Source organism: Pseudomonas asgharzadehiana (assembly GCF_019139815.1).
GTDB lineage: Bacteria > Pseudomonadota > Gammaproteobacteria > Pseudomonadales > Pseudomonadaceae > Aquipseudomonas > Aquipseudomonas asgharzadehiana.
This window is the reverse complement of record NZ_CP077079.1, coordinates 2482181-2498606: the sequence shown is the minus strand read 5'-3', so window position 1 is coordinate 2498606 and position 16426 is coordinate 2482181. Positions and strand designations below refer to the sequence as shown.

At 56.6% G+C, this 16426-nt stretch carries 14 protein-coding genes and 1 pseudogene; 9 read left to right on the top strand and 6 right to left on the bottom strand.

Annotated elements, in window-relative coordinates; genetic code table 11:
* Positions 1–17: 17 nt before the first annotated feature.
* The 6 genes and pseudogenes from KSS96_RS11565 to KSS96_RS11540 form a co-directional block, all read right to left on the bottom strand.
* A pseudogene (locus KSS96_RS11565) lies at positions 18–751 on the bottom strand (SDR family oxidoreductase).
* A gap of 55 nt (positions 752–806) precedes the next feature.
* On the bottom strand, positions 807–1634 hold the full coding sequence (locus KSS96_RS11560) for an EamA family transporter (protein WP_017526962.1): 828 nt from the start codon (positions 1632–1634) through the stop codon (positions 807–809).
* Between the two features lie 74 nt (positions 1635–1708).
* The gene (gcvA, locus tag KSS96_RS11555) at positions 1709–2614 is read right to left on the bottom strand and encodes a transcriptional regulator GcvA (RefSeq protein WP_017526961.1); all 906 of its coding nucleotides are present in this window, start codon (positions 2612–2614) and stop codon (positions 1709–1711) included.
* A 123-nt stretch (positions 2615–2737) separates the two neighbouring features.
* A complete protein-coding gene (locus tag KSS96_RS11550; protein ID WP_225913333.1) occupies positions 2738–4636 on the bottom strand; it encodes an FUSC family protein in 1899 nt (632 codons plus the stop codon).
* Between the two features lie 69 nt (positions 4637–4705).
* The gene (locus KSS96_RS11545) at positions 4706–5614 is read right to left on the bottom strand and encodes an efflux RND transporter periplasmic adaptor subunit (protein ID WP_217856323.1); all 909 of its coding nucleotides are present in this window, start codon (positions 5612–5614) and stop codon (positions 4706–4708) included.
* A 12-nt stretch (positions 5615–5626) separates the two neighbouring features.
* Positions 5627–5815 carry a DUF1656 domain-containing protein gene (locus KSS96_RS11540; protein WP_065878617.1) on the bottom strand — a complete coding sequence of 63 codons (189 nt, stop codon included), beginning with the start codon at positions 5813–5815 and terminating at the stop codon, positions 5627–5629.
* Between the two features lie 143 nt (positions 5816–5958).
* On the opposite strand from KSS96_RS11540, the gene KSS96_RS11535 reads away from it, so the two are divergent.
* From KSS96_RS11535 to KSS96_RS11495, 9 genes are all read left to right on the top strand, one after another.
* Positions 5959–6756: an AraC family transcriptional regulator gene (locus tag KSS96_RS11535; protein WP_217856321.1), complete on the top strand. Its 798-nt coding sequence runs from the start codon at positions 5959–5961 to the stop codon at positions 6754–6756.
* 214 nt (positions 6757–6970) lie between these two features.
* The gene (locus KSS96_RS11530; protein WP_065878619.1) at positions 6971–7603 is read left to right on the top strand and encodes a sulfotransferase family 2 domain-containing protein; all 633 of its coding nucleotides are present in this window, start codon (positions 6971–6973) and stop codon (positions 7601–7603) included.
* A 599-nt stretch (positions 7604–8202) separates the two neighbouring features.
* Positions 8203–9372, top strand: a complete 1170-nt coding sequence (locus tag KSS96_RS11525; RefSeq protein WP_135196845.1) for an alginate O-acetyltransferase AlgX-related protein — start codon at positions 8203–8205, stop codon at positions 9370–9372.
* Between the two features lie 42 nt (positions 9373–9414).
* Positions 9415–10836: an MBOAT family O-acyltransferase gene (locus KSS96_RS11520; RefSeq protein ID WP_065878624.1), complete on the top strand. Its 1422-nt coding sequence runs from the start codon at positions 9415–9417 to the stop codon at positions 10834–10836.
* Between the two features lie 586 nt (positions 10837–11422).
* Complete coding sequence (locus KSS96_RS11515) at positions 11423–11824, top strand: GtrA family protein (RefSeq protein WP_017526953.1); 402 nt, start codon at positions 11423–11425, stop codon at positions 11822–11824.
* Positions 11817–12569 (top strand): glycosyltransferase family A protein, encoded by a 753-nt coding sequence (locus KSS96_RS11510; protein WP_017526952.1) that lies wholly within the window; start codon positions 11817–11819, stop codon positions 12567–12569. Before KSS96_RS11515 ends, KSS96_RS11510 begins: the two co-directional genes overlap by 8 nt.
* Before the next feature lie 14 nt (positions 12570–12583).
* Complete coding sequence (locus KSS96_RS11505; RefSeq protein ID WP_135196830.1) at positions 12584–13360, top strand: PIG-L deacetylase family protein; 777 nt, start codon at positions 12584–12586, stop codon at positions 13358–13360.
* Positions 13361–13550: 190 nt separating this feature from the next.
* Positions 13551–15005: a sulfate adenylyltransferase subunit CysD gene (cysD, locus tag KSS96_RS28095; protein ID WP_241665017.1), complete on the top strand. Its 1455-nt coding sequence runs from the start codon at positions 13551–13553 to the stop codon at positions 15003–15005.
* Positions 15005–16426 carry an FAD/NAD(P)-binding protein gene (locus KSS96_RS11495; protein ID WP_217856319.1) on the top strand — a complete coding sequence of 474 codons (1422 nt, stop codon included), beginning with the start codon at positions 15005–15007 and terminating at the stop codon, positions 16424–16426. Before cysD ends, KSS96_RS11495 begins: the two co-directional genes overlap by 1 nt.

Sequence of the window (16426 nt, the reverse complement as noted above, 5' to 3'; positions counted from 1 at the left end):
AGGCCGGTATCACCGGCTCATTTACCCCCCGTCACATCCAGGAACGTCCCGGTGACGAATGACGCCTCGGCGCCGGCCAGCCATAAAATGGCCTGTGCCACTTCCTCCGGTTGGCCACCCCGCCCCATGGGGATCGAGTCCTTGACGCGATCGACCCGCCCCGGCTCGCCGCCGCTGGCATGCATGTCGGTATAGATGTGCCCAGGGCGAACACCGTTGACGCGTATCCCCTCCCGGGCCACCTCCTTGGCCAAGCCTATGGTAAATGTCTCCAAGGCGCCCTTTGATGCCGCATAGTCGATGTATTCATTGGGGCTGCCGAGGCGCGCCGAGGCCGAAGACACATTGATCACCACGCCGCCCGGGCCGTTGTGGCGGTAAGACATGCGCTTCACCGCCTGCTGGGCACAGAGTATCGGCCCAATGGAGTTGACCGCGAATATGCGCTGCATCCGCTCGAAGCCCAGGTCCTCCAGGCGTGACTGCTTCTCCAGCATCCCGGCGTTGTTGACCAGTACGTCGATGCGCCCGAACGAGCGGTCGATGGCGGCAAACAAATCGGCCACCTGTCGAGGGTCCGCACTGTCGCGCGGACGGCCAATGCCCTGCGCCCCATTGCTTCGACCTGCGCCGCCACCGCCAACGCCGCCGGCTCGTTGGCAACATAGCTGATCGCCACGTCATAGCCCTTTGCGGCGGCCAGCCGGGCGGTCGCCGCCCCCACTCCGCGCCCTCCCCCGGTGATAAGCATCAGCGGAGCCTGCAAGACGTTAACCATGGAAAATCCCCCAGAGCAGTGGGCTGCATCAGCCGATGATGATGGCGCCGCTGACGATCACGACGCACGCCAGGATCCGGCGAACGGTGAGCGTCTCGCCGAGAAACAGGTAACCGATCAGTAGCGCAAACAGCACGCTGGTTTCGCGCAATGCCGATACCGCGCCCAACGGCGCCTCGTTCATGGCGTAGATCACCACGCCATAGGCGAGCAGCGAGACCAGCCCGCCGACCACGGCGGTCACGGTGCCGGGCCGTACGGAAAACAGGCTGCGGGCGTCGCGCAGGCCGATGTACACCAATGGCATCAGCACGCCCCACAACGCGCACATCCACACCGTGTACGCCAGCGGCGCGCCGGAAAGCCTGGCCCCCATGCCATCGACGACGCTGTAGGCCGCGATAAAGCAGCCCGTGCCCAGCGCATACGGCAAACTGGGCACCGACAGGCTGCGCCCCCTGAAGGCCAGCGAAATAATCCCGCCTGACACCAGGGCAATCCCGAGCAACTGGCCGGGAGCGATGCTTTCCCCGGCAAAGGCCGCCGCCCCCAGAGTGACCAGCACTGGCGAGGACCCACGCGAAATCGGATAGACCTGCCCCAAATCGCCGACCCGGTAACTGCGCACCAGGAACAGGTTGTAGCCCACATGCAACAACCCCGAAAGCAGCGCATAGCCCCAGCTTTCAGGCGCGGGGGGCGCCATGAATGCGGCGGCGACCACACAGGCAATGGCGATGGCGATGCACATCACCGTCATCGACCAAAGCCGATCGGCACCGCCGCGCAGCAACGCATTCCAGCTGGCATGCAGGAGCGCGGCAAACAGAACGAGGACAACGAGATGGATAGGCATGCGCCATCTTAGGCAACCCAGCCCCCGGACAACAGAGAAGTCTCCTCATCGCAGCATGAATAGATGCTCATGCATCATTCATCCGCCCGCCGCACTTTCAGCGCCTCGCCGATCAACCATTGGCGAAAGCTGACCACGTGCGGCTGCGACTCCAGGCCCTTGGGGCACACAAAATAGTAGGCAAGCGGCGATGGGAACGGCACATCGAACAGTCGCACCAGACGGCCATCGCTGATTTCGTTCTCGACATGCCCGCTGCGCACCAACGCGACGCCCTGGCCGAGCAAGGCGGCCTCGACCGTCATGTTGGTATCGCCGAACCTGACGCTCTCCTTGAGCGGCGAAAACACCAGCCCGACCGCTTGAAACCACACCTCCCATTTCGGCACCAGCTCGGCGCCATCCCGGGTCAGCAGCGGAAACTGCAACAGTTCGGCGGGGCTGCAGGGTGTGCCGAGGCGCTGCAGCAGTTCGGGACTGGCCACGGGAAATACCTGCTCGCCGAACAGAAACTGCGCATGCAGGCCAGGGTAATTGCCCTTGCCGAGCCGGATCGCGACATCTGCCTGGGCATCGGAGAAGTGGATGATTTTGTCGGTGGTGTCCAGCGAGACCAACAGTTCGGGGTGTTGGCGAGAGAGACTCGGCAAGCGAGGCAGCAGCCATTTCAAGGCGAACGAATAGGTGGTGCTGACGCTCAGCCGCACCCGGCCTTTTTGCTCGCGCAGGTCAGCCAACGTCGCTTCCAGGCTCATGAAAAACTCGCGCACGATAGGCGCCAGCGTGGCCCCCGCTGCCGTGAGGCGTAACGCCTTGCCCCGTTCAAACAACTGCAACCCCCACAGCGCCTCAAGGTGCTTGAGCTGGTGGCTGACCGCGCTCTGGGTCACATGCAGCTCCTGGGCGGCAGCCGTAAAGGTCGGGTGCCGGGTGGCGACTTCAAAGGCGCGCAGTGTCGCGGTCGGCGGCAGGTCTTTCATGGGTAGGGCATCCGGCGAGTGGTAAGGGCAATTGCACACATGAGCATTGGCTCATAGTAGAGCAGATCCGTCACCTATCGCCGTTGGCGAGAGACGCGCACCGCCGGCAGGCACCGGTTTGTTTTAGGGGACACGGGGATGAGCAGCGTTGGCGTATTGCTCCAGCAGCCAGGCCAAGTCCTGGTAACAGATCGCCAAATCAGGCGCCCCAAGCCTTCTCATCGACCTTGCTGTGCGGCGCGCCTGCGCGGCGCTGATCGCCGGGTCGTAAGCATATCGAGCCATCCGCCGAGCGCCGGTTTGCGCGCATTGGGCCACCGGCGATCCAGGGGCAATGCCGCTCGCTTCACGCTGTAGCCGGCTCAATTGCTTACTCAGTTGCAGCGACAGGTAGCCCGCCTGGTCATCGTGCTGGTGATCGGCGCCCAGCACTGTTGTGAGCGCGACGATCCGGTGGTGTTGTGTGGCTTGCCATCTAGAGTGATCGACAGCACCCGCCTGGCGAAGTAGCCGACGGGTGTCCTGATGGAGCGAACGCCTCAATGCCTGAATATGTTTAGCCGGGTCCTTGGGCAATATCTGGAACGCCAACAGGCAGATAAGCATGGCCGCGAACCAGGCCAGCGACTGGTTCGCGAAACCGGCGAAATCATAGAGGGCGGTATCACCGGTACTCACCAAGGTGTTAAACCCGATCAGGTAGGCAACGCCTTGCAGGGCGCTGCGTGGTTGGCTCGTCGCGTGAATCCCGAACGACCAGAACATCGCCAATAGCAAAAATAACAGCGGGAACCCGTTGATCTGCGGCATCAGCAGGAACTTGCACAGCGCTGCCGCCAAAACCGCATAGAGCGTGCCGCGTATAAAGCTGGCAATGCCTTGGGCGGGTGCGGGCGCCGTTGCCAACAGCGTGCAGCACGGGCCAAGGACCGCCAGCAGTGTGGGCCCTTGATCCCAGCCGCTGATATACCAGACCCCACCGGCGGCCAGCGTGGCGAGCAGCGCCCGGATGCCGTTTCGCGCCGCATCGGCGTAGTTGCGGTGATAGCCCACGGCGCGCACCCGCTGTGGGCGCGCGTGATCGAGGCTGGAGAAATTCAGCAGGGCCTCGCTCAGGTCCGTCAATTGCTCGTACAGGCGTTCACCGGGCAAGCGTGAATCAGGGTTTGAGTCAGCCAGAGCCTGCGCCAAGCCACGCAGTTGCCCCACCGTATCGGCCGCGGCCAGAAAGTCGCAGCGGGGGTCGAGCATCCGCTCACTCAACTGTTGTAGCGCGGTGCTTATTTGAGCCCGCGACGTGAGGTCGATGCCGGGGTATGGGTCGCCCGCCTGCACGTCGAGCACAGCGGAGCGCAGATGCGCCAGGCCTGCCTGAATCGCCAACTGCCGGGAGCGAATCAGCGACGACTCGCCCCGTGCGAGCCCCAGTTGGTCGTCCACCTTGCCAATCTGCATCGCGAGCGAGCGACCTTGCTTTGCCCGTTCCGCAGGCTGCTCGCCAGACAGTCTCGCGGCAATCAGCCGGGCACTGCGGGCACAGACGTCGACCAGCGAGCGTCGAACTGCATGCTCCATCGTTTTGGCGCTGAACAGCGTGACGACCAGGCTCAGGCTCAGCACCCCTAACGCCACCGCCGTGCCACGGGTGATGATGTGGTCGAACCCCTGCTCAGGCGCGACGATGGCCGGGCCCAACGCCAGGCACACCGTATAGCCCGCCACCACGGCCGCCGTGGCCTGGTAATGGCGCAAGACGGTCATTGCCCCCACACACAGGCCCAGCCACAGGCCGATGCCGAGGATGAACAACAACATCTGTTGCGCGAACAACCCTGTCAGCAGCAAGGCCGCGACCAGGCCGATCAGGGTGCCGAGCATCCGGTGGACGCCCTTGCCACGAACCGCCCCCTGGATCGGCTGTACCAGCAGCAGCACGGTGGATGCGCCCGAGAACGGCGAGTCCAGATGCAGCTGGAAGCCGAGCCACAGCGACAGACCCGCCGCCACGATACTGCGCAGCACGTAAAAAAAGGTGGCGGGCGTCCAGGGCCGGGGGGATCGCCGCGAAAAGGCGTGTCGCCATACGCGTCATCACATGAAGGCCTGTAACCATTGCGTGAGCCGCCAGCGCGGCGCGGCGTTGGGCTGTGTCACTTCGACACTGGCAGTCATGCCGGCCGCCAACTCAACGCCGTCCGGTACGTTTTCCAACTCGATGCGCACGGGTACACGCTGTGCCAACCGAATCCAACTGAAGGTAGGGCTCACCGTGGGCAAACCGCTGTCGTTGCGCAGTTCATTGGCGTCGGCGATCCCCCGGCCCATGCTTGCCACATGCCCTTGCAACAGTGCGGCAAACCCCATGAGTTTGATTGACACCGGCGCGCCGATGCGCACGCCCGGCAGCTTGGTCTCCTCAAAATATCCGGTGACCCAGAAACTATGGCCATCGACCACGAACAGGTTGGTAGTGCCGGCCTGCGCATAGTCACCAGGCTGCAGCCGCAGTTGAGTGACGTAGCCGTCTACCGGCGAACGCACCGTCGTGTGGTCCAGGTCGAGCTGCGCCTGGGCTAACTGGCTTGCCGCAGCGTCCAGGCGCGCCTGGGCCACCGCCAAGTCACGCGCCGCATTGTCAATTTCTTCCCGGGCGATGGCGTCGGCCAACTGGGCTCGGCGCTTGAATTGCGCACTGCGCTGCTCGAACACACTGCGCGCCTCTGCGAACTCCGCCGTGCGCAACTGCACCGCCAGCCGATAGGCGCGCGCATCGATGCGATAGAGTAAATCGCCCTTTGCCACCCATTGGTTGTCACTGGCCGACAACCGATCGATCTGGCCGGAAACCTGCGGCGCAATACGGATAACCTGCGCGCTCACCCGCCCGTCCCGCGTCCAGGGCGCCAACACATACGCCCGCCAGAGTTGCAGGCAGAACACCACAGCCAGCAAGCCAAGCGCCAGCGTGGCGGCAGGTTTGAGAATTTTGACGATAACCATGGCCGACCTCGCTCAGCAGTTGACGACCATCGCCGACACGACGATGAGTGAAATAAAAAAACGCGCCAGCGCCGGGTGCCACGCCGCGTCCAGCCAGCGACGGCTCAGGCGGTCGATAAGCGTGTAGACCAGCACCGATACGCCCAGGTAGATCAACAAGGGCGGAAAATAGAGGTTGGCAATGGAGATTTCGCTGAGCATGGCAAGCACCGGATTCGCAGGCTTCTGACATTCGCCCGCATCCAGAAGGGGCTTGCCGGGGATGCTAAGTGATTAGCATCGCTGCCGATATTGAGTAGACTGCCAAAATATAATCAAATCCAGACACGCTTCGATTGCACGCCATGGCCCAGATCCAGCCCTTACCCACCGATCAGCTCGAGTACGACAACCTTGCGCAACCTGTCGTAGCGCTGACGCTCGAAACCCAGCGCAACGACAGCGAGTCCGCCGTACATACGCACCGCAAGGGGCAACTGGTAGTCGCCTATGGCGGCGGCATTGTGTGTACGGGAGAAGATGGCGTGTGGATGGTTCCGTCAGGGTTCGGCGTGTGGATACCGGGGGGCGTCGCTCATAGCAACCGTGTCACGGCCAACGGCCAAGTCTGTTTTTTGTTCGTGGAACCCGGCGCCGCGTCACTGCCGGATCGCTGCCGCACGCTGGCGCTGTCACCGCTGCTACTGGAGCTCATCCGCCACTTGAGCGGCCAGGCCCAGGACTACCCGCCCCACTCTCGCACCGCACGCTTGGCCAGCGTGTTGCTCGAAGAACTTGAACTGGCCCCCACTGAACAGCTCTACCTGCCGTTGCCCGCCTCTACCCCGCTGCGCACCATCGCCCGGGCGCTGGCGCAAGCCCCCTCCGACCGCGCCACCATGGCGAGTTGGGCACAGCAAGTGGCCATGAGTGAACGCTCACTGGCCCGCCTGGTAAAAAGCGAGACCGGCCTGACCTTCGGCCAATGGCGCAAGCAATGGCAGATCATTGTCGCGTTGCAAAGCCTGGCCGAGGGGCTGTCGGTGCAGAGCACCGCTGAAACGCTGGGCTACGAGTCTGTCAGCTCGTTCATCAGCATGTTTAGAAAGACACTGGGCACGTCGCCGGCGCGTTATGTGCGCAATACCCGGCTACGGCAGTGAGCCGGTGTGCATCGATACCGCGGCCACTTTGCAGTCGCCGGGCTTCAGAGGTCAGCTACATTGCATTAAGATGCGCCAGCCAACGCTATTCAGAACCGCGGATTTCAGCCGATATCAAAAGCAATCGGAATTCCTGACCCCGCTGGGGGCTTTCGCAGGTTTGGCACACAAAAGAACTGCAGCGGATGCAAACATATAATTAATAAGGGACACCATGCTGTCGGAAAAACACAACACACTGTTCATTCACATACCCAAGTGCGGCGGAACATCAGTCGAGTCGGCCATCTGGGAAGAACATGAGAAGACTGAAGAAAACCTTTGGATGGGATTTCTTGATCAGTACCACAACAAGTTCCAGACCGGAGGTTTGCAACACCTGAAAGCGATGCAAATCAGGCAGCAGATTGGCCGCGAAAAATTCGACAATCTATTCAAATTCTCAATCGTCCGAAATCCATTCGCTCGAAGTGTTTCGCAATATCTATACATGTCCTCCAGGGCTGACTTGCGAGACTACATAGGCATGGAGGCAGGCGATAGTTTCTTGACGTACCTGCATAAAATCCAAAGAAGAAGCCACGTCCAATGGCAGCAGCAGGTTTCGTTCCTGTATGACTATAAAGGCAACCTTCTGGTTGACCTGGTTATTCCCTTGGAGCAAATAAGTGGCCTTCCCGAGCTCTTGAGAGAAAACACATCAATTAATATAGAGCGCGTCCCGAAGACAAATACCTATACGAAAACGTATGACTACCAAGATTACCTTTGCAATGAATCCGTGGCGCTAATCTCCGATCTGTACCTGGAAGATTTCGAAGCGTTCGGCTATTCCATTACGCCTTGATTTATCAACATAAGTAATACGGCTCTTTACCACTCTATCAAGACACTGTGTACACCTCGAGCGACGCATTGAAGGTAGCAAAACACTTTACGATAGCGTCGGCGGGTCTGGGCGTAGCTTACTCACGACGGAGCACCTTCGCTTAGGTCTCCTATTACGAGAACATAGGGCATTGTGCGCTCTGTATGTGTGACCAATTCTGAAGCACTACCCGCATGCGTTTGTGCTTCACGCTAAGTTAAGATCCGTCAATGCTGCTTATTTCAATGTATGTCGCACAAGACAGCGGGGTTGTGAGCGTTTCGCAAGCGCGGGCTTAAGTACACCGACAGATAGCAACGTCTGTGTTTCTCTTGGGGGCATTTCGTTCAGGCTAGCGTGATGGCTACGGCAGCCCGACGCCCCCAAGCGCGATCAGTTAGCACATCTGTACTGCCAGGTGTTGCCTTGGCAAGACAGGCATGGAATGTTGCAAGCAAATACTGTAGATTTCGGCCCTTCTCGAAAAATTGTTCTTTCAAAAATCGAAGGCGCTTGGGGATATGAGTCATCGGAAGACAGCTACAGCGAGGCTTAATCGTTGGCGGTACAGAGTGTCGATGGTTATAGTTTGTGCAGTTTTTATCGTTAGTTTTATCCCTACGCTGCTGGCGATCTTGCCGTCGCTTACAGAGGGCAATCGGGTCACTTCGACAGTTAGTAGTAATTATCTCAATAAATTTTCGGACTGGTATTCAGCTAAAGTTGAGCCTGTCCAAGAGCTGAGAAAACTGCAGACTTTTCCTAGTACTTGGGTGGGCGGCCCCGTTGACCTTGACAAAAACTACGCGAATTTTGAGAAGTGGTTTTCTGACAACTTAGGTCTGCGCAATCTAATGATTCGGGGAAAGAACGAACTGGACTACCAGCTTTTTCGATCATCGTCCAGGGTGTACTTCGGAAAGGATAATGAAATCTACGGAAGAAACCTCGTTGATCGGCGAATTCCAGCAATGGAAGCAATGTTAAGAACCCAGGCGAATAGAGACATCATTCATCGAGGTATTGTATATTTTTCCGATGAAATGAAAGCGCAAGGGGTTACAGTGATAGTCGTAATGCCGATGCAGAAGCCCTATTTCTATAGTGCAAGGCTTCCTTTTTTTGCTCCGGAGCTCCCAGAAAAAACTAATTTTATGGCGCTGTATAAGGATCTTAGCGTCGACTCCCAGCTGCACATGGTAGATGTCTACGGAATCCTTAACTCGATCAAGGATGATTACCAAATATTCTACACGCAAGATTTTCACTGGACTGAGGCAGCTGCGCTCTCAGTGTCTAAAGACGTGGTCAATCGAATCGCTGCGCTTGAAGGCACCCATAACCGATGGAATCACGACATAAAGATAGAAGAGAAACCGTACGTCGGCTCTGATGCCAGGTTTTCTGCTCGTCTAGACTCTTCGCGCACGGCTACAGAACCATTTATCGTCCCCGACTGGCCCGTAACTCATCAAAAAATACAGCTCAATCCGAAGGTTACAGGCTTTGAATTTGAGACTGATGATTTAAGTGACAAGGGGCTGCTGCCAGCCACCTGCATGTATGGGAATAGCTTTAGTGATGGGATGGTCCAGTCAGGCATTTCTGAATACTTTCAGAGATTTACCAAAATTGATCGAGAGCGACCACTCTCGGACATCCCTAAACTGGTGAGTGGCAAGTGCAAGTATTTGATTGTCCAGATATTGGATATATCTACTGGGCACTGGATGTCGTTTAAAAAATAGCGTCTGTGCCCATACAAGAAATCACAAAAGAGCCTTTGCATTATGGTCTTCTCATCCCCGGCATTTCTGTTTATCTTTTTCCCTTTGTTTTACGGGATATATTTCCTAGCGCCCAAGTCGCTTAGGAATGGCTTTGTATTGATTGCTAGTTTCGCGTTTTATGCGCTTGGCGCAGGAGCTTTAACGCTAGTAGCGCTGCTATTGTTACTGATTAACTGGATTATCGCAGGTGTAATATCTCGATTGCTTGAGCGCAGCGAAAAAGCCGCACTTGCAAAGATTGTATTCATCATTTCCATCATTACGAATCTTGCGCCCCTCATATTTTTTAAATATCTATTGTTCTTCGCACAGATGGTCAGCGATGTAACCGGCATGCCTGCGCAGTCTGTAGTGGGTGGATGGGAGATTGCACTACCGCTTGGGATATCTTTTTACACGTTTCACTTTATTTCTTATCTGACCGATGTTTATCGTCGTCAAATTTTGCCCGAGAGAAGCCTTCAGAAATTCGCAATTTATATATTTCTGTTCCCTCACCTTATCGCTGGCCCCGTGGTTAGATTTTCTGAGGTCAAGCAACAACTGGATGTGAAACGTCGAGTATTGGTTAGCCGTGATATTTTCTGGGGAATGGTTATTTTCGTAATCGGCCTTGCGAAAAAAATCCTGATAGCCGATCCATTGGGCTCTGTTGTCGATGCTGTGCATGTACCGGGGCATGTGCTTACTACCTATTCAGCATGGCTGGGCGCAGTCTGCTATTCCTTTCAAATTTACTTCGACTTTTCCGGTTACACAGACATGGCCATAGGCATGGCGCGGATGATGGGGTTCAGGTTTCCTCGAAACTTCAATCGACCTTACGCGGCCCAAAGCATCACCGAGTTCTGGCAGCGCTGGCATATGACGCTGTCACGGTGGTTTCGCGACTATGTATATATTCCACTTGGTGGAAACCGTACTACTTCATTCAAGATATACCGTAACTTGTTCGTTGTGTTTGGCCTGTGTGCGCTTTGGCATGGTGCCGCTTATACGTTTCTAATATGGGGTTTCGGGCATGGGTGCCTGATAGCGCTGGAACGTGCAGGCGTATTGAAAATTCACAAGTGGAGAATGGCAAGTTTTCCTGTGTTTGTTTTCGCTACCCTGCTGTGGGTACCGTTCCGAGCGGAAAACGTGTCTCAGATGAATTCATTCTGGCGAGCAATGACAGGCCTGGATTCCACTATCCCCTTTTGGACGGCGGCCGACATGGGCCTGGCCGATATCAAGGTGATCTTCCTGCTTGCGCTTGCTTTTCTGATTTGTCTTGTTGGCGACAAACTGTTCTATCGCTTGAGAAGGCGAAGCTTCAAGATGCCTGTCACTGTGGGAGCCTACGTATTCGTGCTGTATGTGCTCTCTTGCATTTCAGTGGTTGAGCGCGGCTTCAATCCGTTTATCTACTTCAAGTTCTGACTTGGTCTGGCCGCGAGGGAGGGCGGCATGATGCCGGCCCATCCTGCATTGCATACGGCAACTGCTCCAGTACGTCCCGCAGTGACATATAGGCTCTTGGCCGTTGAGCTGCTTGGCGGTCTCAAACAGGCCTAGTTCCGAACGCATGCCTGCTCTTGTTGAGGAAGACGAAAAATACAAGCTATCACCGCCACCTTAATGCCCAACTCGGCCAGCGCGGCGAGGCCATCGACGGACTTTTCAGAAGTCCGCAGGCCTGAGATAGAGATAGATTTTTTCGACGTTTGCGTGGGGACGCATCTGATTTACTGGCCCAGGAGGGAAGCAGGAACACAGCATCCGGTTGCAGCCAAGTGCGTTGAACGCGGGTTCGTGAAGCGGATACGCGTATCCTGCATGCGTTCAGCTCCTTCCCTTTATTGATTACGACGTGTCTGCGATACTCTGGACAACTCGCCCAAAACCAGCCGCTGACAGAGAGGTGAGCCCCATGTGCGTTGGTTCACTGATGTATTAAGGAACCCTCACGCCAAGCGCACCCTGTGATAGCACCACTGTCAAGCGGATCTGCATCCGCAGGAATTCAATGCAACGAAGTCTAATTCAGTTCGCTCGCTACCTGCTCGTAGGGGGCCTAACTTATGGCGCAGACCTTAGCGTATTCCTTCTGCTATTTAATATTTTCGGTATGGACTTACTCCTTGCCAATATGATCAGCAAGGTTTTAGCCGGGCTATTCTCGTTCGCGGCACACCGAGCCTTCACTTTTGGCGTGATCGACGCCAAGGGCCGGACGAGGCAAGCGGTACGTTATTTCACGCTCCTGGCGCTGAACATTCCAATTTCAGCCTTGATTCTGTCTGCCATGCTATGGATCACATCGCTGGAAGTCGTCGCCAAAATTCTGTCCGACGTACTTCTTGTGCTCATTAGTTATGCACAATCGAAATTTATAGTTTTCAAAAGGAACGAAATTTCTCATGAGTGACTTATTGGATGATGGCATTCATATTGTCAGGCGTAACAGCTATAGCAATGATCTGATTGCGCAATGGACTCGTTTATTCCAGAGATGCTTCGGAGGCTCCGAGGACAATGCGACCCGCGTGTTTCAGAAGTACTTGCTCAACGACTCGAGAATTTGTTATTCGGTCAAAGAAGGCACCATGGTGGCTGCGTACTGTGGGTTACGACTAAGCCACGAAGACGGCGCCGTTTTTCTTTCGACAGACACGATGTCCGACGGCACCCAAAAAGGGTCGTCGGTGATTCTTGGGAAACGGCTGTATAAATCCTTCGTTGAGGAAGGTATTGATATCGTTTGTGGCTACCCTAATAAGAACATCAGAAGAATACGCGAGAAAGGCCTGGGTTGGACGCTGAATGGAAACTTGTACTTGTACATGGGCATTCCCTTTCTTTGGCGTTTTTTCAAAAAACCGATGAACCAGAATGCTTTATGGAAACTGGCAAGACCCGCCGGTGGTTGGTTCACTAGAAAAAAACCACCCTTGGTCAATCTGCTCGGCAGTGATGGGTTGTACTCCTCCAATCCCGGACTTGTCATTACCTTGTCTGCCTACCGGCCTGGCGTCTTTTTTATCAAAGTTCCAGGTTTTCTTTTCGAACCGAGAAGTTTTGGCTACAAATGTCTTACCGAGCAGACAGAAAAAAACAATGCCTTCTTGGAAAAAATCAAGTACCTCAATATCGACACCATTGATATACCTTGATAGCGGGTACCGACATGAAGCCAAGTTCTATATTTTTGATGGCCCACCAGGACGACGAGTTCGGGGTATTCCATCAAATCGAGCACGAGTTGAAAGCTGGCCGTTGGGTCCGTTGTGTATATGTCACCGATGGGGCTGCCACTGCTGATTCCGACCGTCGAGATCTGGAATCGCGAGCCGTCCTCCAAACATTAGGGGTTGCAACAACCGACATCCTTTTTGTTGGCCGACAATTGTCAATTGGTGATGGTCAGTTACATCAACATGTTGGCGTATTTGCAGACTGGCTGGATGGTTTCTTTAATGATCATTCAACGCTTCAGTCGTGTTTTGTGCCTGCCTGGGAAGGCGGCCACCCTGATCATGATTTGTTGCACGCTATTGCGGTGGAGTTACTGACGACTCGTGCGACCTCGGTCACCGTCAGGCAGTACTCCCTTTACAATGCTCGAAATTGCAAGGGGCCATTCTTCCGCGTCTTATCACCACTTCCAGAAAATGGGCCCGTTGAACAACAACCTATTGCCTGGCGAGATCGGCTTCGATACATAAGGCTTTGCCTGTCATACCCTTCTCAATGGAAAACTTGGCTGGGCTTATTTCCATTCGTGGGCGGGCATTATCTGTGTCATGGCGTCCAGCGCTTACAAGATGTCAATCGCCAGCGACTGGACCAGCCTCCGCACCAGCAACCTCTTTATTACGAACGACGCGGCTTTCTCGATTGGCCTACGATGCAAAAAGCTATTGCTGAGTTGCAGCAAAAATTGTCGGGTTTGAACCCACCGTAAATGATCGCCCCCCATTGAGCCGGGGGGTCGCATCCACCCTCTCGGCAGCGGGCATTCGCCTTCAATGGGCCTCCTTGCCGGCACCGCATGCCTGCATCAGTAAAAGCACAAAATGTCGCACTTTGCTTTACTGCTTCAAAAAAAAGCGTAGATTGCTTTTTACATGCAGAGAAAGCAGGTCAATTTAGAAATGGCACATTTTGCGACACCCGCTGACGCCGCGTTGCTCGGCTTGGACAGTGAAGACGTCTGGGATACCGAGCGGGCCTTTGCGCACCTCAAGGCGTTGGGCGAGGCGGATACCAAGCGCACCGCAGAACGACGCCTTCACACGCTGGGCCTGCTTCCTAACGAACTGTCAGAGCACGACCTGCGGGACGAACTGGATCGCCCTGCGAACCAACTCATTCTGCATTGGGCTCTCGAACAGGCGCGCAAACGGCGCGACCGTGTGCTCTTTGCCCAACTCTACCCTCTGCCCAGCGGCAAGCCGGCACTGCATGCCAACGATGCCAGGGGCGCACGCTTCTGGGTACCGCTCGCCAGCGCCGAAGATGAAGTCATTCAAAAAGCCTTGGGCGCACTTCAGCAGCACCTGGGCAAACCCATTGCGCTCTTTGCGCATGGTCAGTTGGTCGGCGTAACACGTTCAATGCATCCGAACGCCAACATCCATTTCTGCCCACAAACCTTCAAACCCGTGCTCCCCGCGCACTTGCACCTCCCCAGCCCTCACGCCGAGGTGCAGCGTTTTGCGCACCTCAAACGCCTGGAAGCCGAAAGCATCCACGTTATTCGCGAGGCCGTCGCAGAGGCGCAAAACCCGGCCATGCTGTACTCCATCGGCAAAGACAGCGGCGTCCTGCTGCATTTGGCGCGCAAGGCTTTCCTTCCTTCTGCGCCGCCCTTCCCTTTGCTGCACATCGACACGCGCTGGAAATTCCAGGAGATGTACCTGTTTCGCGATTTCATGGCGCGCGAAACCGGTATGGAGATGCTGGTGCACACCAACGCGCAGGCGATCGAGAAGAACATCAACCCCTTCGACCACGGCTCGGCCCTGCATACCGATATCTGGAAGACAGAGGGCCTCAAACAAGCGCTGGACCATTACAAATTCGATGTGGTTTTTGGTGGTGCCCGTCGCGATGAAGAAAAGTCCCGCGCCAAGGAGCGGTTTTTTTCCTTCCGCAGCGCCACTCACTGCTGGGACCCGAAGAATCAGCGCCCGGAGCTCTGGAACCTGTACAACACCCGTAAAAAACAGGGTGAGAGTATCCGGGTTTTCCCGCTTTCCAACTGGACCGAACTCGACATCTGGCAATACATCTACCAGGAAAAAATCCCGGTTGTACCGCTCTATTTTGCACAGCCTCGGCCAGTGGTGGTGCGGCCCGAAATGACCATGATGGTAGACGATGACCGGTGTCGGCTGTTACCGGGCGAGGACATTCAGATCAAGAAAGTGCGCTTTCGAACGCTGGGCTGCTACCCCCTCACCGGCGCGATAGAGTCTGATGCGCAAACCCTGGAAGACATCCTGCTGGAAGTTGCCAACACCCGACAGTCCGAGCGCCAGGGCCGCGTGATTGATGCCGACAGCGCCGGCTCCATGGAGAAGAAAAAAAAGGAGGGATACTTTTGATGCCCACACATTCGACTTCAATACTCATCGTCGGCGGGGGATTCAGTGGCACGCTCACTGCGATTCATCTATTGCACGCCACCGCCGGTCAAAGCCTCTCGATCACGCTGGTCAACCCCGCATCGGCACTGGGTCGTGGCCTTGCCTATCGCAGCAACGACGACAATCAGATTCTGAATGTGCCTGCCGGCAATATGAGCGCGTTTGCCGAGACACCCTCGCACTTCGTCGAGTTCTGCCAGGGCATTGACCCGTCGATCAACCCAGGCAGCTTTGTATCGCGCCGCCTCTACGGACGCTACCTGGAGCAATGCCTGCACACAGCGGTTTCAGCACACCCCGAGCGCTTTCATGCGGTGGAGGGGGAAGTCGACGAGGTTCACGCGCTCCCGGCCAAAGACGGGTTCACGGTCAATCTCGCGTCGGGACACTGCTTTATTGCCGCGCATGTGGTCCTGGCCATGGGGCATCAGTTGCCACGCTTCCCACTGGCATTGGACGAGAAGACGCGTGCTTTCGTGATAGACGCCTGGGACTTCGACAGCATGAACCGGCTTGCGCCCGACGCATCCGTTCTGATTATCGGAACCGGCCACACCGCAGTGGACGCGCTCTTTCATCTGACGCAGCAAGCTCAACCGCGCATGATCACGATGCTTTCACGGCATGGGCTTTTGCCTCAACCTCATCGACTGAACCCCAACCCGCCCCCCGTTGGCCAGTACCCGGAATACCTGGGTGAGGCGCCATTGCGTATGCGCACGCTGCTGCGCCGACTGCGGCAAGAGGTCGCGCGCCACGCCGACTCAGGGGGGGACTGGCGTGATGTACTCAACCAGCTTCGCCCCCACACGCCACGGCTCTGGCAAGCACTATCGCTGGTCGAACGGCGGCGGTTCCTACGCCATGCGGTGGCCTTCTGGGACGTGCATCGCCATCGCCTGGCGCCGCAGGCCGCCGACCGCCTGAACGCTCTGCTCCAGACACAGAAGGTGCAGGTGCTGCCGGCACGACTATTGGCCATGCACGTTTGCGCCGCTGGTGAGCTGAGCATTGAACTCAGGCCACGGGGCCAACAGGCCGCGCAAACACTTGCGGTGACAGCGATCGTCAATTGCACCGGCCCGAGTATGGCGATTGGCCCGAGATCGCAGCGCTTGTTTCAACAACTGGTCGCAGACCAACTGCTGACCCCTTCCCCTTGCGGCTTGGGCCTCCAGATCAATGACCGATATCAACTCATCGGTGCGCAGGGGCATGCAGTAAAGGGGTTGTGGTACGTGGGCCCGATGCTCAAGGCGCGCCACTGGGAAGCCATCGCCGTACCTGAATTGCGCGTACACGCACAGCAGCTTGCACAGGAACTGGCCAAGCAATTGGCTGCATGTTCCGCGCTGCCTGCTCAACCCGAGTCAGTCTGA